The organism is Roseivirga sp. UBA1976, assembly GCF_002336325.1.
In the GTDB taxonomy this organism is placed as follows: Bacteria; Bacteroidota; Bacteroidia; order Cytophagales; family Cyclobacteriaceae; genus Roseivirga; species Roseivirga thermotolerans.
On the sequence record NZ_DDDQ01000114.1, the window covers coordinates 53,084 to 70,604 of the forward strand.

Annotated in this window: 12 protein-coding genes and 1 tRNA gene; 10 read left to right on the plus strand and 3 right to left on the minus strand. The window is 45.8% G+C overall.

All coding sequences use genetic code 11. The annotated features are described in order from the left end of the window. Nucleotides 1–44 precede the first annotated feature (44 nt). The 4 genes from B3763_RS11435 (at nt 45) to B3763_RS11450 (ending at nt 2,214) form a co-directional block, all read left to right on the plus strand. Entirely contained in the window at nt 45–197 is a 153-nt protein-coding gene (locus tag B3763_RS11435) for a hypothetical protein (RefSeq protein WP_189628674.1), read from the plus strand. Between the two features lie 205 nt (nt 198–402). Further along, nucleotides 403–789 carry a TraR/DksA family transcriptional regulator gene (locus B3763_RS11440; protein WP_189628675.1) on the plus strand — a complete coding sequence of 129 codons (387 nt, stop codon included), beginning with the start codon at nt 403–405 and terminating at the stop codon, nt 787–789. Next, nucleotides 789–1,376, plus strand: coding sequence for an SMC-Scp complex subunit ScpB (gene scpB / locus B3763_RS11445; protein WP_189628676.1), 588 nt, complete (start codon nt 789–791; stop codon nt 1,374–1,376). Before B3763_RS11440 ends, scpB begins: the two co-directional genes overlap by 1 nt. Nucleotides 1,377–1,419: 43 nt before the next feature. Further along, nucleotides 1,420–2,214 carry a pseudouridine synthase gene (locus B3763_RS11450; protein ID WP_286746597.1) on the plus strand — a complete coding sequence of 265 codons (795 nt, stop codon included), beginning with the start codon at nt 1,420–1,422 and terminating at the stop codon, nt 2,212–2,214. Between the two features lie 112 nt (nt 2,215–2,326). On the opposite strand, the gene B3763_RS11455 is transcribed toward B3763_RS11450, so the two are convergent. Beyond that, nucleotides 2,327–2,399 (minus strand) — tRNA-Phe (locus B3763_RS11455). A 100-nt stretch (nt 2,400–2,499) separates the two neighbouring features. On the opposite strand from B3763_RS11455, the gene B3763_RS11460 reads away from it, so the two are divergent. Together B3763_RS11460 and B3763_RS11465 are read left to right on the plus strand one after the other, a co-directional pair. After that, nucleotides 2,500–3,828, plus strand: a complete 1,329-nt coding sequence (locus tag B3763_RS11460; protein ID WP_286746598.1) for a 4Fe-4S dicluster domain-containing protein — start codon at nt 2,500–2,502, stop codon at nt 3,826–3,828. Between the two features lie 13 nt (nt 3,829–3,841). Beyond that, nucleotides 3,842–4,630, plus strand: coding sequence for a (Fe-S)-binding protein (locus B3763_RS11465; RefSeq protein WP_414707134.1), 789 nt, complete (start codon nt 3,842–3,844; stop codon nt 4,628–4,630). 158 nt (nt 4,631–4,788) lie between these two features. Here B3763_RS11465 and B3763_RS11470 read toward each other — a convergent pair whose 3' ends face one another. Both B3763_RS11470 and B3763_RS11475 read right to left on the minus strand, forming a co-directional pair. Then, the gene (locus B3763_RS11470; protein WP_286746601.1) at nt 4,789–5,634 is read right to left on the minus strand and encodes a hypothetical protein; all 846 of its coding nucleotides are present in this window, start codon (nt 5,632–5,634) and stop codon (nt 4,789–4,791) included. A gap of 10 nt (nt 5,635–5,644) precedes the next feature. Continuing rightward, nucleotides 5,645–6,319, minus strand: a complete 675-nt coding sequence (locus B3763_RS11475) for a DM13 domain-containing protein (RefSeq protein WP_286746602.1) — start codon at nt 6,317–6,319, stop codon at nt 5,645–5,647. A gap of 102 nt (nt 6,320–6,421) precedes the next feature. Between B3763_RS11475 and B3763_RS11480 the strand changes: the two genes are divergently transcribed. The 4 genes from B3763_RS11480 to B3763_RS11495 all read left to right on the plus strand — a co-directional run bounded on the left by B3763_RS11480 (nt 6,422) and on the right by B3763_RS11495 (nt 17,403). Continuing rightward, the gene (locus B3763_RS11480; RefSeq protein WP_189628684.1) at nt 6,422–6,925 is read left to right on the plus strand and encodes a hypothetical protein; all 504 of its coding nucleotides are present in this window, start codon (nt 6,422–6,424) and stop codon (nt 6,923–6,925) included. A gap of 36 nt (nt 6,926–6,961) precedes the next feature. Then, nucleotides 6,962–9,028 (plus strand): OmpA family protein, encoded by a 2,067-nt coding sequence (locus B3763_RS11485; protein ID WP_286746603.1) that lies wholly within the window; start codon nt 6,962–6,964, stop codon nt 9,026–9,028. 162 nt (nt 9,029–9,190) lie between these two features. Then, nucleotides 9,191–10,354 carry an AIR synthase related protein gene (locus tag B3763_RS11490; protein WP_286746604.1) on the plus strand — a complete coding sequence of 388 codons (1,164 nt, stop codon included), beginning with the start codon at nt 9,191–9,193 and terminating at the stop codon, nt 10,352–10,354. Nucleotides 10,355–10,494: 140 nt separating this feature from the next. Further along, entirely contained in the window at nt 10,495–17,403 is a 6,909-nt protein-coding gene (locus B3763_RS11495) for a T9SS type A sorting domain-containing protein (RefSeq protein ID WP_286746605.1), read from the plus strand. The last annotated feature ends 118 nt before the right edge of the window (nt 17,404–17,521 follow it).

Below are 17,521 nucleotides of genomic sequence, written 5' to 3' on the forward strand. Positions count from 1 at the left end.
CTTTCTGTTAACCAACTAAATGAGACCACCAAAGAATCAACTAAATGAATTGCTTAATCAATGAGACTATCGATCGCTATATGCGAAAAGGTCGTAGAATGGACGTAATTGCCCGATACATACGGCTAAAGTACAAAGTAACCATCGAGAACTCCGCGTTATCCAAACGTTTAGATCTCATCAACTTAAATTACTAAAACTTAAAGGCTCATCACGAGCCTTTACTTTTGAAAAGTAATTTGGCCGAACCCGCCCATCACAGAATTAACACCCCAAAAAAGAGCAGTTCACCACACGAAAACTCAATTTTAGCTGTTTTTAAAAAACATATTTATTCTTTGTAAATGAGTTGGGTCAACTTATTTTAGCGCAAATTTTTTTCGACACTAATTCAATAACAATATGAGCCAGACGGAGAAAACAAGGTACTCAGAAAGTGAGCTAAAGGAATTTGAGGCGCTCATTCTTGATAAAATAGAAAAGGCCAAAAATGAACTGGCCGAATTGAAGAAAAGTCTTACCAAAAGTGGTGACACCGGTGAAGACATAACCAATAACTCTACAAAAGTATTGGAAGACGGTGCAGACACGCTGGAAAAAGAAAACCTTAACCAGTTGGCGGCACGTCAGCAAAAGTTCATTAACAACCTGGAAAATGCTCTTATCCGCATTAAGAACGGAACCTACGGTATATGTGTAGATACCGGCAAGCTAATTTCCAAAGAGCGTCTTAAGGCCGTTCCGCATACCATGCACTCCATTGAAGCCAAATTGGCTCAGCGCAGCTAGTGGACTTTTTGGCCAACCATATTGAAGCGCTCATTTTCTGTGCTCCCAAACCCATTAAGGCAGAAGACATACAGGCATGCCTAAGCGAAATGTTTGAGGCCGATGTTCCCATGGAAGATATCGATAAAACCATATCTTCCATACAGGAAAAGTACGCAGCCGATGCATATGCCTTTGAGGTAATTAAGAGCGGGGGAGGCTATCAGTTTCTTACCAAGCCGGCCTATCAGGCGAGCATTGGCATATTACTAAAGCAGCAGTCTAAAAGAAGACTCTCGGCCTCTGCTCTGGAAACCCTATCCATAATTGCCTATAAACAGCCCGTCACTAAATCGGAAATAGAACAGATAAGGGGAGTTAACTGCGACTATACCGTACAAAAACTGCTAGAAAAAGAGCTCATCGAAATCAAAGGCAAGGCCGAAAGCATAGGTCGACCAATGCTCTACGGTACCTCCGAGAAATTTATGGACTACTTTGGCATTAACGACCTGAAAGAACTACCCACCCCCAAAGATTTTGCCCAGAACGACAACGAAATAGGCAGCCCCGAAAAAGAAGAAGAGCCCAGCATAGAAGAAGATTAACTACCTTTGCCCAAAACTACAGTAATGATACTGCACAAGAATTATGGGCAAAAAACCATTCAGACCAAAAGGCCACTCCGGCCTCAAACACAAAGCCTCAAGTAAACAAGCTGCTCCGGAAAAGAACGTGATGGAAGCTTTTCCTATGCGGCTCAATAAATACATTGCCAACTCCGGGCTATGCTCCAGAAGAGAAGCCGATAAACTCATTGAGCAAGGAGAAATTACCGTAAATGGCAAAGCGATCACCGAAATGGGTTTTCAGGTGCAAAAAAATGATGTAGTGCGGCACGCAGGCAAGGTGCTAAAACCCGAGAAGCCCGTATACGTGCTTCTGAATAAACCCAAAGGCTATATTACTACAACCTCCGACCCGGAAGGCAGAAAAACCGTAATGGAGTTGGTAAAGAATGCCTGTACGGAGCAAATATTTCCTGTAGGAAGGCTAGACCGAACCACTACGGGCCTGCTTCTTTTTACCAACGATGGAGACTTGGCCAAGAAACTCACCCACCCCTCCGGTAATATCAGAAAAATATACCAGGTAACCTTAGACAAGCCCCTTACTAAAAACGACTTCATTGCTATTGTTGAAGGCTTTGAGTTAGAAGATGGCCCTGTGCGGGTTGACGACCTGGCCATATTAGACGCTACCAAAACGGTAATAGGCATTGAGATTCATATGGGCCGAAACCGAATTGTGAGAAGAATCTTCGAACACTTTGGCTATCGGGTAGAAAAACTCGATCGAACCGTTTTTGCGAGCCTCACTAAAAAAGACCTCCCCCGTGGGAAATGGAGGTTTTTGAGTGAAAAAGAATTGCGCTCGCTTAAATAAAAAATAGTATGCATGCATACTATTTTTTCGTGGTTTGTTATATTCGCAAAGATGTGCAAACGATTTCTATACCCATCAATAAAAAAAGCCTCACGAGGAGGCTTCTGGGTTGTGGTGCTGAGTGGATTCGAACCACCGACTCACGGATTTTCAGTCCGATGCTCTACCAACTGAGCTACAGCACCTGAATTGGAGGCACAAAAGTATACAAAAAGTTAAAGCGTGCAAAACATTTTCAATAAATTCAAAATTCAAACAGAATCGCCAACAAAGCCCATTTAAAACATGGAATACTTGCCACAAATTGCCTTTGTAGTAGTCATTGCGGTGGCTACCTACCTCCTCTACAAACGAATTACACAAATTCGTAAAAACATATTATTGGGTCGCAAAGAGAGTAGAACCGATCAGCGGCCGAAACGCTGGAAGACCATGTGGCTGGTAGCTTTTGGGCAAAAGAAGATGTTTAAAAGAATTGTCCCTGCCTTTTTACACCTGCTCATATATGTCGGCTTTCTGGTCATCAACCTGGAGGTGCTAGAGTTTGTAATAGACGGCCTGGCCGGAACTCACCGAATTTTTGCTCCGCTTTTGGGCGATTTCTACACGGTGCTTATCAACATCTTCGAGTTTCTGGCTGTTGGCGTTCTGGTTTCCTGCATTGCCTTCTTAATCAGGCGCAACATACTCAAAGTAAAACGCTTCCATTCTCCGGAAATGAAGAAATGGCCAACACTCGATGCAAACCTGATTCTCGTCATCGAGATCATACTTATGTTTGCCATTCTTACCATGAATGCTACGGATATGCTCATTCAGGGACAAGATGAACACTATGCACAAACCGGTAAATTCTTCTTTAGCTCCTTTTTAACTCCCCTGTTCGAAGGCTTAAATGTATCCACACTTATTCTCATTGAGCGCTCGGCATGGTGGTTTCATATTGTAGGCATTTTGGCTTTTGCAGTGTATGTAACTTACTCTAAACACCTGCACATTGCCTTGGCCTTTCCAAACACCTGGTACTCCAACCTTAAAGCCAAAGGACACATGGAAAACATGCCTGTGGTAACCAATGAGGTGAAAATGATGCTGGGCATGCCTGTGGAAGGTGCAGAAAACCCGCCAACTGAAGTAGCCAGATTCGGAGCCAAAGATGTGAATGACTTGAGTTGGGTGAATATAATGAACGCTTACTCCTGCACCGAGTGCGGCCGTTGTAGCTCTGAATGCCCGGCCAACCAGACGGGCAAGAAGCTTTCTCCAAGAAAAATAATGATGGACACCCGCGACCGTGCAGAAGAGGTTGGAGCCAGTTTGGCCAAAGGTGGAAAAGGCCTGGAAGATGGCAAGTCACTCTTGGGTGACTACATCACCAAAGAAGAAATTAACGCCTGCACCAGTTGCAATGCTTGCGTAGAAGCCTGCCCGGTGAATATAGATCCACTTTCCATCATCCTTCAAATGAGAAGGTATGTAGCCATGGAAGAGTCGGGTTCGCCAGCCAGCTGGAACAGCATGTTCCAGAATGTTGAGACCAATTTCGCACCATGGAAGTTTGCACCAACCGATAGGTTCAAGTGGGCTGATGAATTAAAAAACGCAGAAAAGTAAGAAGATGAGTACTATGAATACAAGTGTTCCAACCATGGCCGAAATGACCGCCAAAGGAGAAACCCCAGAAGTTCTTTTCTGGGTGGGTTGTGCCGGTTCTTTCGATGACAGATATAAAAAGGTAACCATTGCCTTCATAAAAATTCTAGAAAAAGTGGGCATCTCTTATGCCGTTTTGGGCGAGGAAGAAACCTGTACAGGAGACCCGGCTAGAAGGGCCGGTAACGAATTCCTCTTTCAAATGCAGGCCATGGCCAACATTCAGGTATTGGATGGCTACGGGGTGAAAAAGATTGTGACCGCTTGCCCGCATTGCTTCAACACTTTGAAAAATGAATACCCCGACCTGGGTGGTAACTATGAGGTCATTCACCACTCCACCTTTCTTCAGCAATTAATCAATGAGGGCAGGGTGAAAATGAAAGGTGGTGGAGAATTTAAAGGGAAGAAAATTACCTACCACGACTCATGCTACTTGGGCAGAGCCAATAATATTTATGAGGCGCCAAGAGAGGTGCTGCAAGCATTGGATGCCGAGTTGGTTGAAATGAAAAGATGCCGAACCAAAGGCCTTTGTTGTGGAGCTGGTGGGGCGCAAATGTTCAAAGATGCTGAGCCAGGAAATAAAGAAGTAAATATTGAAAGAACAGAAGATGCCTTGGCCACCGGTGCCAACATTATTGCGGCTGCTTGTCCTTTCTGTATGACCATGATGCGAGATGGTGTTAAAAGTAAAGAGAAAGAAGACAGTGTAGAGGTCTTGGATATTGCAGAACTAATCGCAAAAAATGAGGGGCTTTAGTAAAAAAGAGAGGGGCGAAAGCCCCTCAACTATTTATTATTAAACTAAACTCACTCGCTTGAACGCTAGCCGTATGCCTGAACAAGGAATGAATCTCTTAAACTAGCGTTTTATGCCAACAGTACAAACTACAAAACTCTGTATGCATCTAATTACTGCTAGATGGTTAAATAGAGGCCTATAGAAAAGCTGGGGCTGGCCAATACCCTTCTTCCCGAGGCCGCAAAACCTACAGCAGTAGAAAGTCCAAAACTCTGTTTTATCCTGTAATTGAGTTCCGGAGTAATGGCCAGGTATTCAATATTGTTAGAGAAAATTCCATTGGAAGGCGTTTCTACATCGCTGCCATTGTTGAAGGAGTTGACACTATACACTTTTAAAGCTCCGGATAATCGGCTTGTGAGACTATGCCCCACCTCAACACCCCAGCGCCATTCATCGCTGAAATTGTTGCTCCTCTTATTAAACGCCAGTAAGGTGTTGACATAACCCTTTCCCTGATTAATGCCCCGGCTCGCCTCCAGGCTTATCATTGTATTAAACTCACCGTCTCCTGTTTGCAGCACCCCTGTTTGGCCCCCGGCATCGTTTCCAAAAGGCAGCCCGAAAGTAACCGAAGCACTCATTACAACAGGTTTATTAGTTATGAGGCCATATTTGAAACTAATGTCCGTATCGCCAAACGAGTTTACCGCATCTCCGGGAGCTATTTGGTTACCATTGGCATCTACCTGCTCATTGAGGGTAGCTCTTGAAAAGAAAGGCACATAACCAATCACGGTAAGCTTATCCGTCAATCCGTACTCTCCATACAAACTGGTAATGTACACACTAGCCGTGGCAATGTCTATTATCTCCCCATTAGGAGCATAGTAGCTTCCTGAGCGAATGACATATTGGCTCCATTTAAAATACCCCTTTCCTTTTGGCGAAGGCCATCCGCCACCGGCAAAGCTCAATTGCACCAGCAACCCTAGCCCTATTATTAACACAATTTTCTTCATATCCACCTATTCAATTTTCTAATCGGCCTGCACCAAATACAGCCCCAAAGGGCTTACAATACACTAACACATGGTTGTATGAAAACAAGCGCACATTATCTATGCTGGTCTCATACACCTGCATACCGGAATTAGACTTTAGCCTACCCATCTCAAAGCCGCCCGTTACCGACCTGTCGTTATTCGATAAAAACACAAAAAGTCCGGGTCCGTTAGATGAACTAAAGTTTTGAAGAAAGGTAAGGCGCAGCTTATCATCTACCTCCTCCAACACAAACTGACCATTTACGCTGTAATCGTTTACCCCCATAAACCTACCCATGCGCTGGTTATTCCCAACTTGTGTTTCGGAAGCCGCTGCCACATCAATAGAATCGGCTGCGCCATTGTAGCTTGCTCTAATGCGCACGTTTCCCGGCATAATGGCTTCGGCAAGGCCCGTATCATCTACACTTATCACTTCAGGGTTACTGGAACTCCACGAAATCATTGAAGCTTCCATTTCTCCAAAACGATTAAAAAACTCAGCCATTAACTGATAAGATTCTCCAACCGCAATGCTCTGCAGTCGCGTATTAATGCTCACCCTTTCCGGCACCAATAGCTCATCTACCACATCGGTGCCCACACAGGCCGTCAGAAGGGTAGTACAACTGACGATTAAAAAAAGCTTTTTACTTTTCATGAACTGTTTAACCCAAACCGTGGAATTTTTGTGACAATCAATTGGTTGCAAATGACAACCGAACGACATTTGACAAGTTAAAACCACTAGCATCGTTTACCTATGACAACTGCTTTTGACCAACTGAACGACAACGCACGCATCTGGATATTCCAATCTTCGGCACCTATTGACCCAGGTATTGAGCAGGTTCTGCTGGATGAAATTGATGCCTTTTTAAAAAAATGGGCTGCTCATGGCGCTGATCTTATGGCTTCTGCCACCCTATTACACCGTCAGTTTATTGTGCTGGGCATCGATGAACAGTTCAACATGGCCAGCGGCTGTTCCATAGACAGTATGATGCGATTTATGCAAGAACTAGCCGAAAAGCACAACCTGAACTTGTTCGACCGAACTCTGCTGGCCTTTCTGAAGCAAAACAAAGTGGAGACGGTAGAGTTAAAGGCACTAAAGTCGCTCATAGCACAAGGCTATTTTGAAAATGGTGTGTTATTTTTCAATAATACCGTTCAAACCAAAGGCGACTTGCAAAAAAACTGGTTGGTAAAACCAGAGGAAAGTTGGCTCAAAAGATACTTTGATAGTGCAAAAAGCGTATTATAAGATAGCTTTTGGGAATTTTGCCCTAATTTACCACATATGAAGACGAAAAGCTTCTTGATGACTCTGGCCACGGTAATCGTATTGCTGGGCTGTAGTTCGAGTAAAAACTTTCTGGGAGTACAAGAAGAGCCTAAAAAGGTGGCTCCACGCCCTTCAAACCCTTCTGTAGGTCAGCCCCAGAATGCTGCCGATGTATTGGCCAAAGAACCGGAAAAAACCACTCCAAAAATTCTGCGAAGCTATGTTGAAGACCAGAATTACACACAGGCCATTAAAGAGTTTCAGGCGGCCCTGAGCCAAAATCCTGATGCCGCAGATATTAACTTCTACACAGCCGAATCGTACCGAAAACTTGGCGACCTCAGAGCTTCTACCCCCTATTATGAAAAGGCCATTGCCGGAGGTTTCGAAGATGAAGAATTGGAGCTAAACTATGCTCAGGCTCTGAAGGCCAGCGAAGAGTACGACAAAGCTCGCGAGGTACTGAGCAATTATCTTACTTATGCTTCTTTGGAAATTTACCGCGACAGAGCCCAAAGAGAACTAGCCAATTTGACCAAATTGGATAGTATCAGCCTGTATGTTCGAGATGTAGACCTCAAACCACTCGAATCCATCAACTCCGATCAATCTGAATACAGCCCGTTTTTCTACAACAACAAACTCTATTTTGTCAGTACCCGGGAGGCTACTACCTTCCAACGCTATGGTCTTCCTTTTAGCGATATATTTAGCGTAGACCTCGATGGCCTGAGTCCAAAAGCAGAAACGCTGAGCAAATTGCCCGACCTGTTTAACTCTGCTAATATTAACGAAGGTCCTATAGCCTTTTCACCCGATGGAAACACCGTTGTGTTCGCCAAAGGCAACCCTGAAGGCAAGAAAGAAAGAAGAAGTGTAGACTTATATGTGGCTACAAAACGCAATGGTGAGTGGTCTACCCCAGCTCCGATGCCCATTAACAACCCTCTGGCCTGGGATACCTCTCCTGCTTTTAATCAATCGGGTACAACTATTTATTTTGCCTCCGACAGACCCGGAGGCTACGGTGGTTCGGATATCTACAGAGCAACCATTAACGCTCGCGGCCGCTGGGCCGATGTTACCAACATGGGGCCAGATATTAACACAGCCGGAGATGAAGTCTTTCCTTACGTTTCACCAGACAACAAACTCTATTTTGCCTCCAATGGACATGCCGGTTTCGGTATGCTCGACCTGTTTGTTGCTGAAAATAAAGGAGGCGTAATTACAGTAAAAAATATGGGGCCATCCTTCAACTCCAGTTCCGATGACTTTGGGCTTGTGTACAGCGACTTTCCGTTCGAAGGTTTCTTTAGTTCCAACAGGCCGGGAGGCAGTGGTGGAGACGATATTTATAGCTTCGTAGATAACTCAAGCGATTTAAAAACCATCACTTACACACTCAAAGGCACAACCTACCGGATTAATGAAGACAGCACACAAAGCATATTGGGTGATGTTCGTGTAAAGCTACTCGATGAAAATGAGCAACTGGTAGACGATGTACTTAGCAGTCGAGGAGGGTCATACAGTTTTAAAATTGACCCGGAAAAAAACTATACCATCATTGGCGAAAAGCAAGACTACTTCACCGCACGCAAGTTCTTTTCTACCGTAGGAGAAGGCATTCCACAAGAGGACCTTGTTGAACGCTTCAATGAAAAAGTATTCAATGAAGATATTGCTCTGGATCCAATAATTCTCGAAAAGGCTATTGTGCTCCAAAATATTTACTACGACCTTAACCGTGCTGAAATCCGAAGTGATGCAGCGGTAGAGTTGGACAAATTGGTTCAGATATTAAAAGATAACCCGAACATACGCATTGAACTGAGTTCCCACACCGATGCTCGTTCAGATGACGACTACAACCTCGACCTCTCGCAACGCAGAGCACAAGCAGCGGTAGACTATATTGTTTCCAAAGGTATTTCGGCCGACCGTCTGATTGCCAAAGGCTATGGAGAGTCGCAGTTGGTAAACGGGTGTACCAATGAGCGAATTGATGAGTGTACGGAAGAGGAACATCAGCAAAACCGAAGAACAGAGTTTAAGGTAATAGAATACGAAAGAAACTAGCCTGACAGGTCACCCACACCATGGTGTGGGTAGCTTTGGCCTGACCAATAGTATTCAAATACCGTTCGTTTGGAGCAAGCCTTCCCCTTTTCGTGGGAAAGACGATAAAATTTTACTTTTGAGGCAACCTCTTCTTATTTTTGAGCCACTAACCATTCGATAATGAGCGACAGATATATGCAAAGGGGCGTGTCAGCGTCTAAAGAAGATGTTCACAATGCCATCAAAAACCTCGACAAAGGCATTTTCCCCAATGCATTCTGCAAAGTGGTTCCCGATCTAATTGCCGGAGACCCCGATTATTGCAACATTATGCATGCTGATGGGGCCGGCACCAAGTCTTCACTTGCCTATTTGTACTGGAAAGAAACCGGAGACCTAAACGTATGGAAAGGCATTGCCCAAGATGCCATAATCATGAACATAGACGACCTACTTTGCGTAGGTGCCACCCAAAACATATTGCTCTCTTCTACCATTGGCCGTAACAAAAATCTGATTCCGGGAGAAGTCATATCCGCCATTATCAATGGCACTGAAGAGGTACTTCAGATGCTGAGAGACAATGGTGTAAACATAATATCGACCGGTGGAGAAACAGCCGATGTGGGCGATTTGGTGCGCACAATTATTGTAGACAGCACCGTAACGGCCCGTATGAAGCGAGCGGAGGTAATTACCAACGAAAATATTAAACCCGGGCAGGTTATTGTCGGCCTAGCCTCATACGGTCAGGCCAGTTATGAAGAGGAATACAACGGTGGAATGGGCTCAAACGGGTTAACTTCTGCCAGACATGATGTGTTCCACCACTCCATAGCCGAAAAATATCCGGAAAGCTTTGACCCCTCTGTACCCAAAGAGTTGGTTTACTCGGGCTCAAAAAAACTTACCGACCCTGTGGAGGGCTCTCCCTTAGATGCCGGTAAGTTGGTCCTTTCTCCCACCAGAACCTATGCCCCTATAGTAGTAGAAATACTTAAAAACCTCCGCCAGGAGATTGGTGGAATGATACACTGTAGCGGTGGAGCTCAAACCAAAGTGCTTCACTTTGCCCAAAACGTACACATTGTTAAAAACAATCTTTTCCCCATACCTCCACTGTTCAAGCTCATTCAATCAGAAAGTGGTACCGAATGGAAAGAAATGTACAAGGTTTTTAACATGGGCCACCGAATGGAAATCTATATTGATGAAAAACATGCCAACGACATTATAGCGATTAGCAAAAGCTATAATGTTGATGCAAAAATTATTGGCCATGTTGAAAGCTCTTCTTCCACCAGCTTAACCATTGAAAATCAGGGCCAAAAGTTCTCATATTAAGCCCTAAAATTATGGCAAACCGCAGTGTTTAGCTATATTTACAATTCTCGACCTAATGTTTAACATTTAGTCGTCACCTAAACACTACGGACTTGGTATTTGAATCTTTCAAAAGATTTCAGAGGCTTGCCTTTGCAAGTGTGCTTATATTGCTTTGCTATGTTGACGAGCTGTCAGGTCAAACGGCCATTACCAGCGCCACCTTCAACAATGTAACCACTGGCCTTACCACTTCCAGTTATACTGCCACTTCCCCTTCCGATGCCAGTGGAGGAATTTCTCCCAACACCACCTATACCGTTCGCTATGGTCAAACGCAAAACCAATTCATTACCAGCTATACACTAGGTACCACCACCTACAATAACTTTGTGCTTCCTGATACGCTAATTATTCAGCGTACCGATGCTGGCAGGCAGCTCATCATCTTTTATGAATATGGCAGTTTAGATACCGGTCCAAATCCGGATGAAATAAACATTCAACCCGAACAGCAGGACAATGAAGAGGCTCTCTATCAAAGTGGCCTTTCCAATGCCGGATACGACAACATATTGGTAAACTCAGCCACCAACTTTGCCAATGTGGAGCGGGTAGATGTGATCTACTTTTCGGGCATTGTAACCTCTACTCCGGCCAACGCGGTTTTTCCCATAGTAGAGCGAGGAGGAAATGACGACATCCGCGTGGCAGCCATTAGAGGCTTAGATGCCAACGGGGTACCCAACGACTATTACCCAACAGTGGTTAGGGTGAGAGACAATGATGGAGACTGGGGTAGTCTTGGACAAAACCATACGTCTATTGTTATGCGAAGACAAGACGCCACGTCCAACCCACTACCACAAACCGTATTAGGGTCACAGGTACTCCATGGCACAGCAATAGACTTTACAGAGTTTGGTATTGGGGCTGACGAGATCGTTTACGGATACTCCATTTTTGGAGATGACGTCACAGTAACAGGCAGCGATCTGGTAGACTTCAGCAACGCAACCAACTACCCAACCAACACAGGTTCAGGTTCCGGACTAGACCTTATTGCCGGTATTTCTACAGCCGTGGCCAGTGACGATAATCTAAGAAAGGCCACCGGGCCGGGAGGCTACAAAGCAGCACTCAACACCTGGCTCAAAGCCAACGTAGGAGTTACCACTGCCACTGACGGAAGTAACGTAACCGACTGGCAAGATCAGTTCTTGGGCGACCATGACGCTACCACACTGGGGACCTCGCCAACTTACCGAGATGGCACAGCCAGTGCTCTTCAGGATATTAATTTTAACCCCACTATCGACTTTCTGTCGGCCACTGAAACCGGGCTCCAAATAGCCGATAATACAGACTTCAACACCGCAACCTCTTACGAAAGAAAGAGCATTAACATAGCCTTTCGTACTGGAGATGACGTAACCGTAAAGCAGCAAATATATGAGCAGGGAGGCGCTACCCGCGGGCTCAACGTTTACTTAAGAAGCGGTACCCTTTACGTTGGAGCCTGGAACGAAGCTTCTGACGGAGCAGGTTCCCCGTGGTCGTTCAATACCGTATCGTCTTCCATATCTACAGACACAGAATACATTGTCACTATAGAGCTAGATGGTAACAACACCACTACCGGCAGTATGAGGGTTTACCTAAACGGCCAATCGATAGGTACTCTTTCAGGAGTTGGTCTGCTTTATGCCCACGGTGACGACATCGGAATTGGCGATGTGGCCGGAGGCTCTCTTTATGATGATGGCACCACGGCAGCGGCATCGTTTTACGGTAGCATACCAGAAATTATTTATTGCAACGAGCCCAGTGGTTTCAGCAGTTCGCAGCGCAACCGAATCGAAAGCTATCTGGCACTGAAGTATGGCATAACCCTAGACCAAAGTACTCCTGTAAACTATGTAAACTCTGCAGGAAGCGTGATTTTCAACACCACTATCAACGCCTCATCGGGTGGATTCTTAGAATACAACAACGACATTGCAGGCATTGGCAGAGACGATGAGTCTGAGTTTATACAACTAAGCTCTCAGAGCGAGAACTCCGGCAGCATTGTACGGATGGATAGAAACAGCGCCATTGGTACGGACGATACCTGGCTCATTTGGGGTAACGATGGTGGATCTACAACACCAAGCAGAGCAGTGACCAAGCCCGATGTCATCAATGAGAGACTTCCACGTGTTTGGCGCGTGGCCGAAGAAAACTCTGTAGGCGTTACCGATGTATCGTTTGATTTGACAGGTCTTGGCTTAGGGACTAATGCCGATGATTTTTCGCTGCTGATAGCCGGAGCATCTTCGGGAGGAGATTTCTCCAGTGCTACGGTAGTTACAGGAGGCACATTCAGTGGCGATGTAATAACCTTTACTAACGTAAACCTCTCCGATCTTCAATACTTTACTTTGGGAACTCAGTTTTTTATCTGTACTCCCGGCAATGTGCAAGACGGACTCTCTCTTTGGCTAAAGGCCGATGCCGAAACCTACAACACCGGAACCACAGCCGCCACCAACGGCCAAACCGTAGAAACCTGGGGAGACCAAAGCAGAAATAATTTTGATGCGACCAACGATGGAGGCACAACTAACAGAGCACCAACCTGGGTAGAAACCGATGTAAACTTTAACCCGGGTCTAAACTGGGGAGCCGGTACCAACGATATAGGGTTCAACCTGGGGAGCAATTACATTTTTGCTCCGGCCGCCAATGGCGGAGCCCATATGTTTTCATCCGTTCAACCCGAGAATACGCTTACCGGGGGCGACCGAAACAACAAATGGATTGTTAACTTCGGAAGCGTCAATGCATCGGCATACGGAATAGCGGCCTATGCCGACCGGGGAAATATAGTCGCTGATGGTAAGGACAACTTCAACATTTCTCCGACAGCCAGCAACTTTATTGCTGAGGGAGACATCAATACCAATGCCGGAACTGCCGACACCAAAACCTATAAAGTAGATGGTTTTACAGAAAACACGAGCACTGGGGTAGATATAGATATAGACGACTCCGGCATATCAGAGGCCAGCACTCATGGCTCTAATCAGGGCCCCGTATCCATTGGTCGTCAATCTCAGTCCAACGGGCTCGATAACAACTCCGGACGTAGGTTCTTTGGAGACATGCAGGAGGTAATTGTATACAATGAAGATATCTCCGAACTGGATGCTCAAAAAATACGCAGTTACCTGGCCATTAAGTACGGAACAACCCTGACCAATGACAACGATGCCGATGCCGTAATCAACGAAACCATATCGGGAAGTGTGGTTGAGGGAGACTATGTAGCTTCCGATGGCAGCACCATTGTATTCGACTATAGCGATGACACGGGTTTTGTTTCAAATATAGCCGGCATAGGGCGCGATGATGACACCTGCCTGGAGCAAAAGCAGTCAAGATCTGTCAATAGTGATGCTATACTAACTGTAGGCTTGGGTGAAATAGCCACTAACAATGCCTCTAACCCTAACTCTTTTGCCGGTGACCTTAGTTTCTTTACCTGGGGCAGCGATGGAGCAAGCACCGAATATGCCAGCAGAACCACCAACGGAACTCCCGGCACGGTAACGGAGCGAATGCTCAGGGTATGGAGAGCACAAGAAACGGGTACTGTTGGGGCCACAGATATATCCTTCGACCTTACCGGACTAACCGGATACTCCACAGACGCTGGAGATTATCAACTCATTGTAGCCAATGGAGGCGACAACACCTCTTTAGAAGCAGGTTCAACCATTACGGGAGGAACATTCAACGGCACTGTATTAACCTTCAACAATGTGAACCTTAGCGATGGAGATTACTTTACCTTGGGAGTAGCCTCTGAGCAATGTGGCCCGGGAGGAGTTTCTACCAACCTCCAGCTCTGGCTTCGGGCCGACCAGGGCACCAATACCACTACCGATGCCTCAGATGTGACCAGTTGGGGAGACCAGTCGGGCAATTCTTTCAATGCCTCAGCTACCAACGCCCCGGTATACAACGAGAACAATTTAAACTTTAATCCATCCATTGACTTTACTGCGGCCAACTCAGACAACATGCAAATTGCTGACGGAACTAACCAAAGCCCCGATGAACAAGCTGTATTTCTGGTGGGCTCCATTGGGTCGGGCTCTGATAGCTGGGCACCGTTTGTGATGAAAACAGCCTCATTCGACTGGCCTAATGGTTGGGGACTTGCCAGAAACAACAACACTACCGAAATCTATTATCACAAAGACGATTACACCAGCAACAACAGCGGAACCGACTATGCCAGCAGGAGCATCATTTATGATCAAGCCAATATTCATGTGGCTTTTAAAGATGCTACCGACTACAACTACAGTCTTGATTTGGGTACAGCCGACACAGACTTACCCGGTTCTACCTATCAAAGCTCAAACAATGTAATTTTCCTTGGGGCCTCTCCAAGTGGTTCCGGAACCTCCAACAACACTACACCAAATGCCTTTCTAGACGGTAGTATATCCGAGGTAATTATGTTTAATGATGAACTCACTGCCACGCAAAGACAGCAGGTGGCCAGCTACCTGGCCATTAAGTATGGTATTACACTAGATCAAACCACAGCTACCAACTACTTGTGGTCTGATGGAACTACGGTGATTTGGGATGCCACTACCAATGCTGGCTTTAACAATGACATTGCCGGTATAGGAAGAGACGACATAAGTTGCTTTAGCCAAAAACAATCGCGAAGCATTAATTCAGATGACATAATAGCCATTGGTTTAGGGTCTGTAGAAACTTTAAATGCCGATAACATTAATGTATTTGACGACAACGGAGACTATCTGGTATGGGGCAATGATGGTGGAACCACTGCCCAGGCTACTGCCGAAACCTCTGATGTACCCGCCACTATAGCCGAGCGCATGGAGCGCATTTGGAGAATTGAAGACACGGGCAACGTAGGTGATACCGAAATACAGTTCGACCTCAACGGATTGGGTTATGGTACTGATGCCTCGGACTTCCGTCTGCTCATTGCCGGGAGTGGAAGCGGAGGAACTATGTCTGGAGCCACGTTGGTTTCAGGAGGAACCTTCAATGGTACAACCTTAAGTTTTTCGGGCATTGATCTGGCCGATGGCGAGTATTTTACTTTGGGAGTGATAGAACAGTGTGGTCCGGGTGGAGTGAATACCAATCTGGCCCTTTGGTTAAGAGCCGATCAGGAAGTATACTCCGATGCCGGCACTACCCCTGCCTCCAATGGCGACAACACCTTACAGTGGAACGATCAAACCACCTTTAACAGAAACGCTTCCGAAAACAATGGTGGTGGAGGATCTGTAATTGAACCAGTATATAACACCGAAGTAATCAACTACAACCCTGCCATATTCTTCTCTGACCAAAATACCACCAACAACTCCTATTTACAAACAGGCACATCGACCAACACTGTAGATGGCAACATGTCTTTGGTTGCCGTGTTTACCACCAACCAAAACCAGGGAACCAATGATCAGATTGATAACACCCCGGCTTTAATCGGGGCAGAAGACAATACCGCATCGGACGACTACGGGCTGGGGGTTTACCAGGGAGAGGTAGTATTTAATGCAGCCAACACCAACACATTCACTGCCCGAAGTACCACCACATATAATGATGGCGAGCCCTATATTGCTACCGGCACACGCGTGCAGGCAGCATCTGGTGCAGTAGCTCTTTATGTAAACAGTCTCAATGTAGGCAATGGCACTTCCGATGCCGTGGCCCTGGATGAACCAGATTCCTGGGCCATAGGAAATCAGAAAGACTATGACAATGAGGCTCAGTTTCAGGGTAACATTGCAGAGGTAATCGTGTTCTCATCGGTATTAACAGCCGAAGAGTTGGCTAGAGTAGAAAGCTACCTTGCGCTAAAGTATGGCATTACCCGAACCAACAACAACGATAACGATGGCACCACCAACGAAATCATTTCCGGTGCCATTCGGGAGGGTGACTATGTAGCGGCTGACGGTGGAGTTGTTTGGGACTATGCCGCCAGAGGAGCTACATACTTTAACGACATAGCCGGCATTGGGCGCGATGACCTTTCATGCTTTAATCAAACCCATTCAAAAAGCGAGAATAATGATGCCATTGTAGACATAGCCATTGCCTCGTTTGTCGACAACGACTCCTATTTTATTTGGGGAAATGACAACGCGCCCATCGAATCGCCCAATAACAACGAAAGGCCGGCCGGAATTAACAGCCGCCTCAACCGTGAATGGCAGGCCCAGGAAACCGGCACTGTGGGCACCGTATCCGTTACTTTCGATTTACAGGACATAACCGGCACACCACTGGGTGATAATAACCTCACTCAAGTGCGCCTGATGATCACTACCGATGGAGATTTTAGCTCTGGTGTAACATTGGTTTCTCCAGCATCTATTGACGCAGTAAATGAAACAGTAACCTTCAATGTGGATTTTGATGGTACAACCGGTTATTACTTTACCTTAGGCTCTGAAGAAGTAGATGCTCTGCCAATAGAGCTCCTTCGCTTTGATGTGCGCAACCATGTAGATGGTGTAGAACTGAGCTGGGTTACTACCTCAGAAACCAACAATGCTTACTTCACAGTTCAACGAAGCACTAATGGCCTTGATTTTGAAGACATTGAGCAAATAGAAGGAGCGGGCAGCTCAGAAGAAGTGAATCGATATAAATACCTGGACAATAATGTGAGGGCAGGGAAATATTTTTACCGACTGAAGCAAACTGATTTTGGAGGAACTTTTAGCTACAGCGAAATTCGAGGTGTTCTGGTGCCCGTTGAAAAAAACCTTACACTAACGATCTTCCCCAACCCTAATAGTAGCCGACTACTCAACTACCGATATAGCGTAGACTCTAACGCCACCAGGATACAAATCAGCATTTTTAATAGTCAGAGTCAGGTGGTTGTTGACCATACAGAATCGGTGACCGGAGAGACCCGTCAGCTCGACATTAGCGGATTGGCACCCGGCCTGTATTTTGTTCGTTTGAGAGCCGGAAGCCAAACACTGACCAAGCAGCTTATTGTAAGATAAAGCAACACGAGTAGTCGCTCAAAACGACCAAGGAGTAGAAATATTACTTTGGGCTATTGTTATGTCTTGAAAATTACCCATCTTTACAGCCCTTTCACCGATAATTTTTTGCAGATCA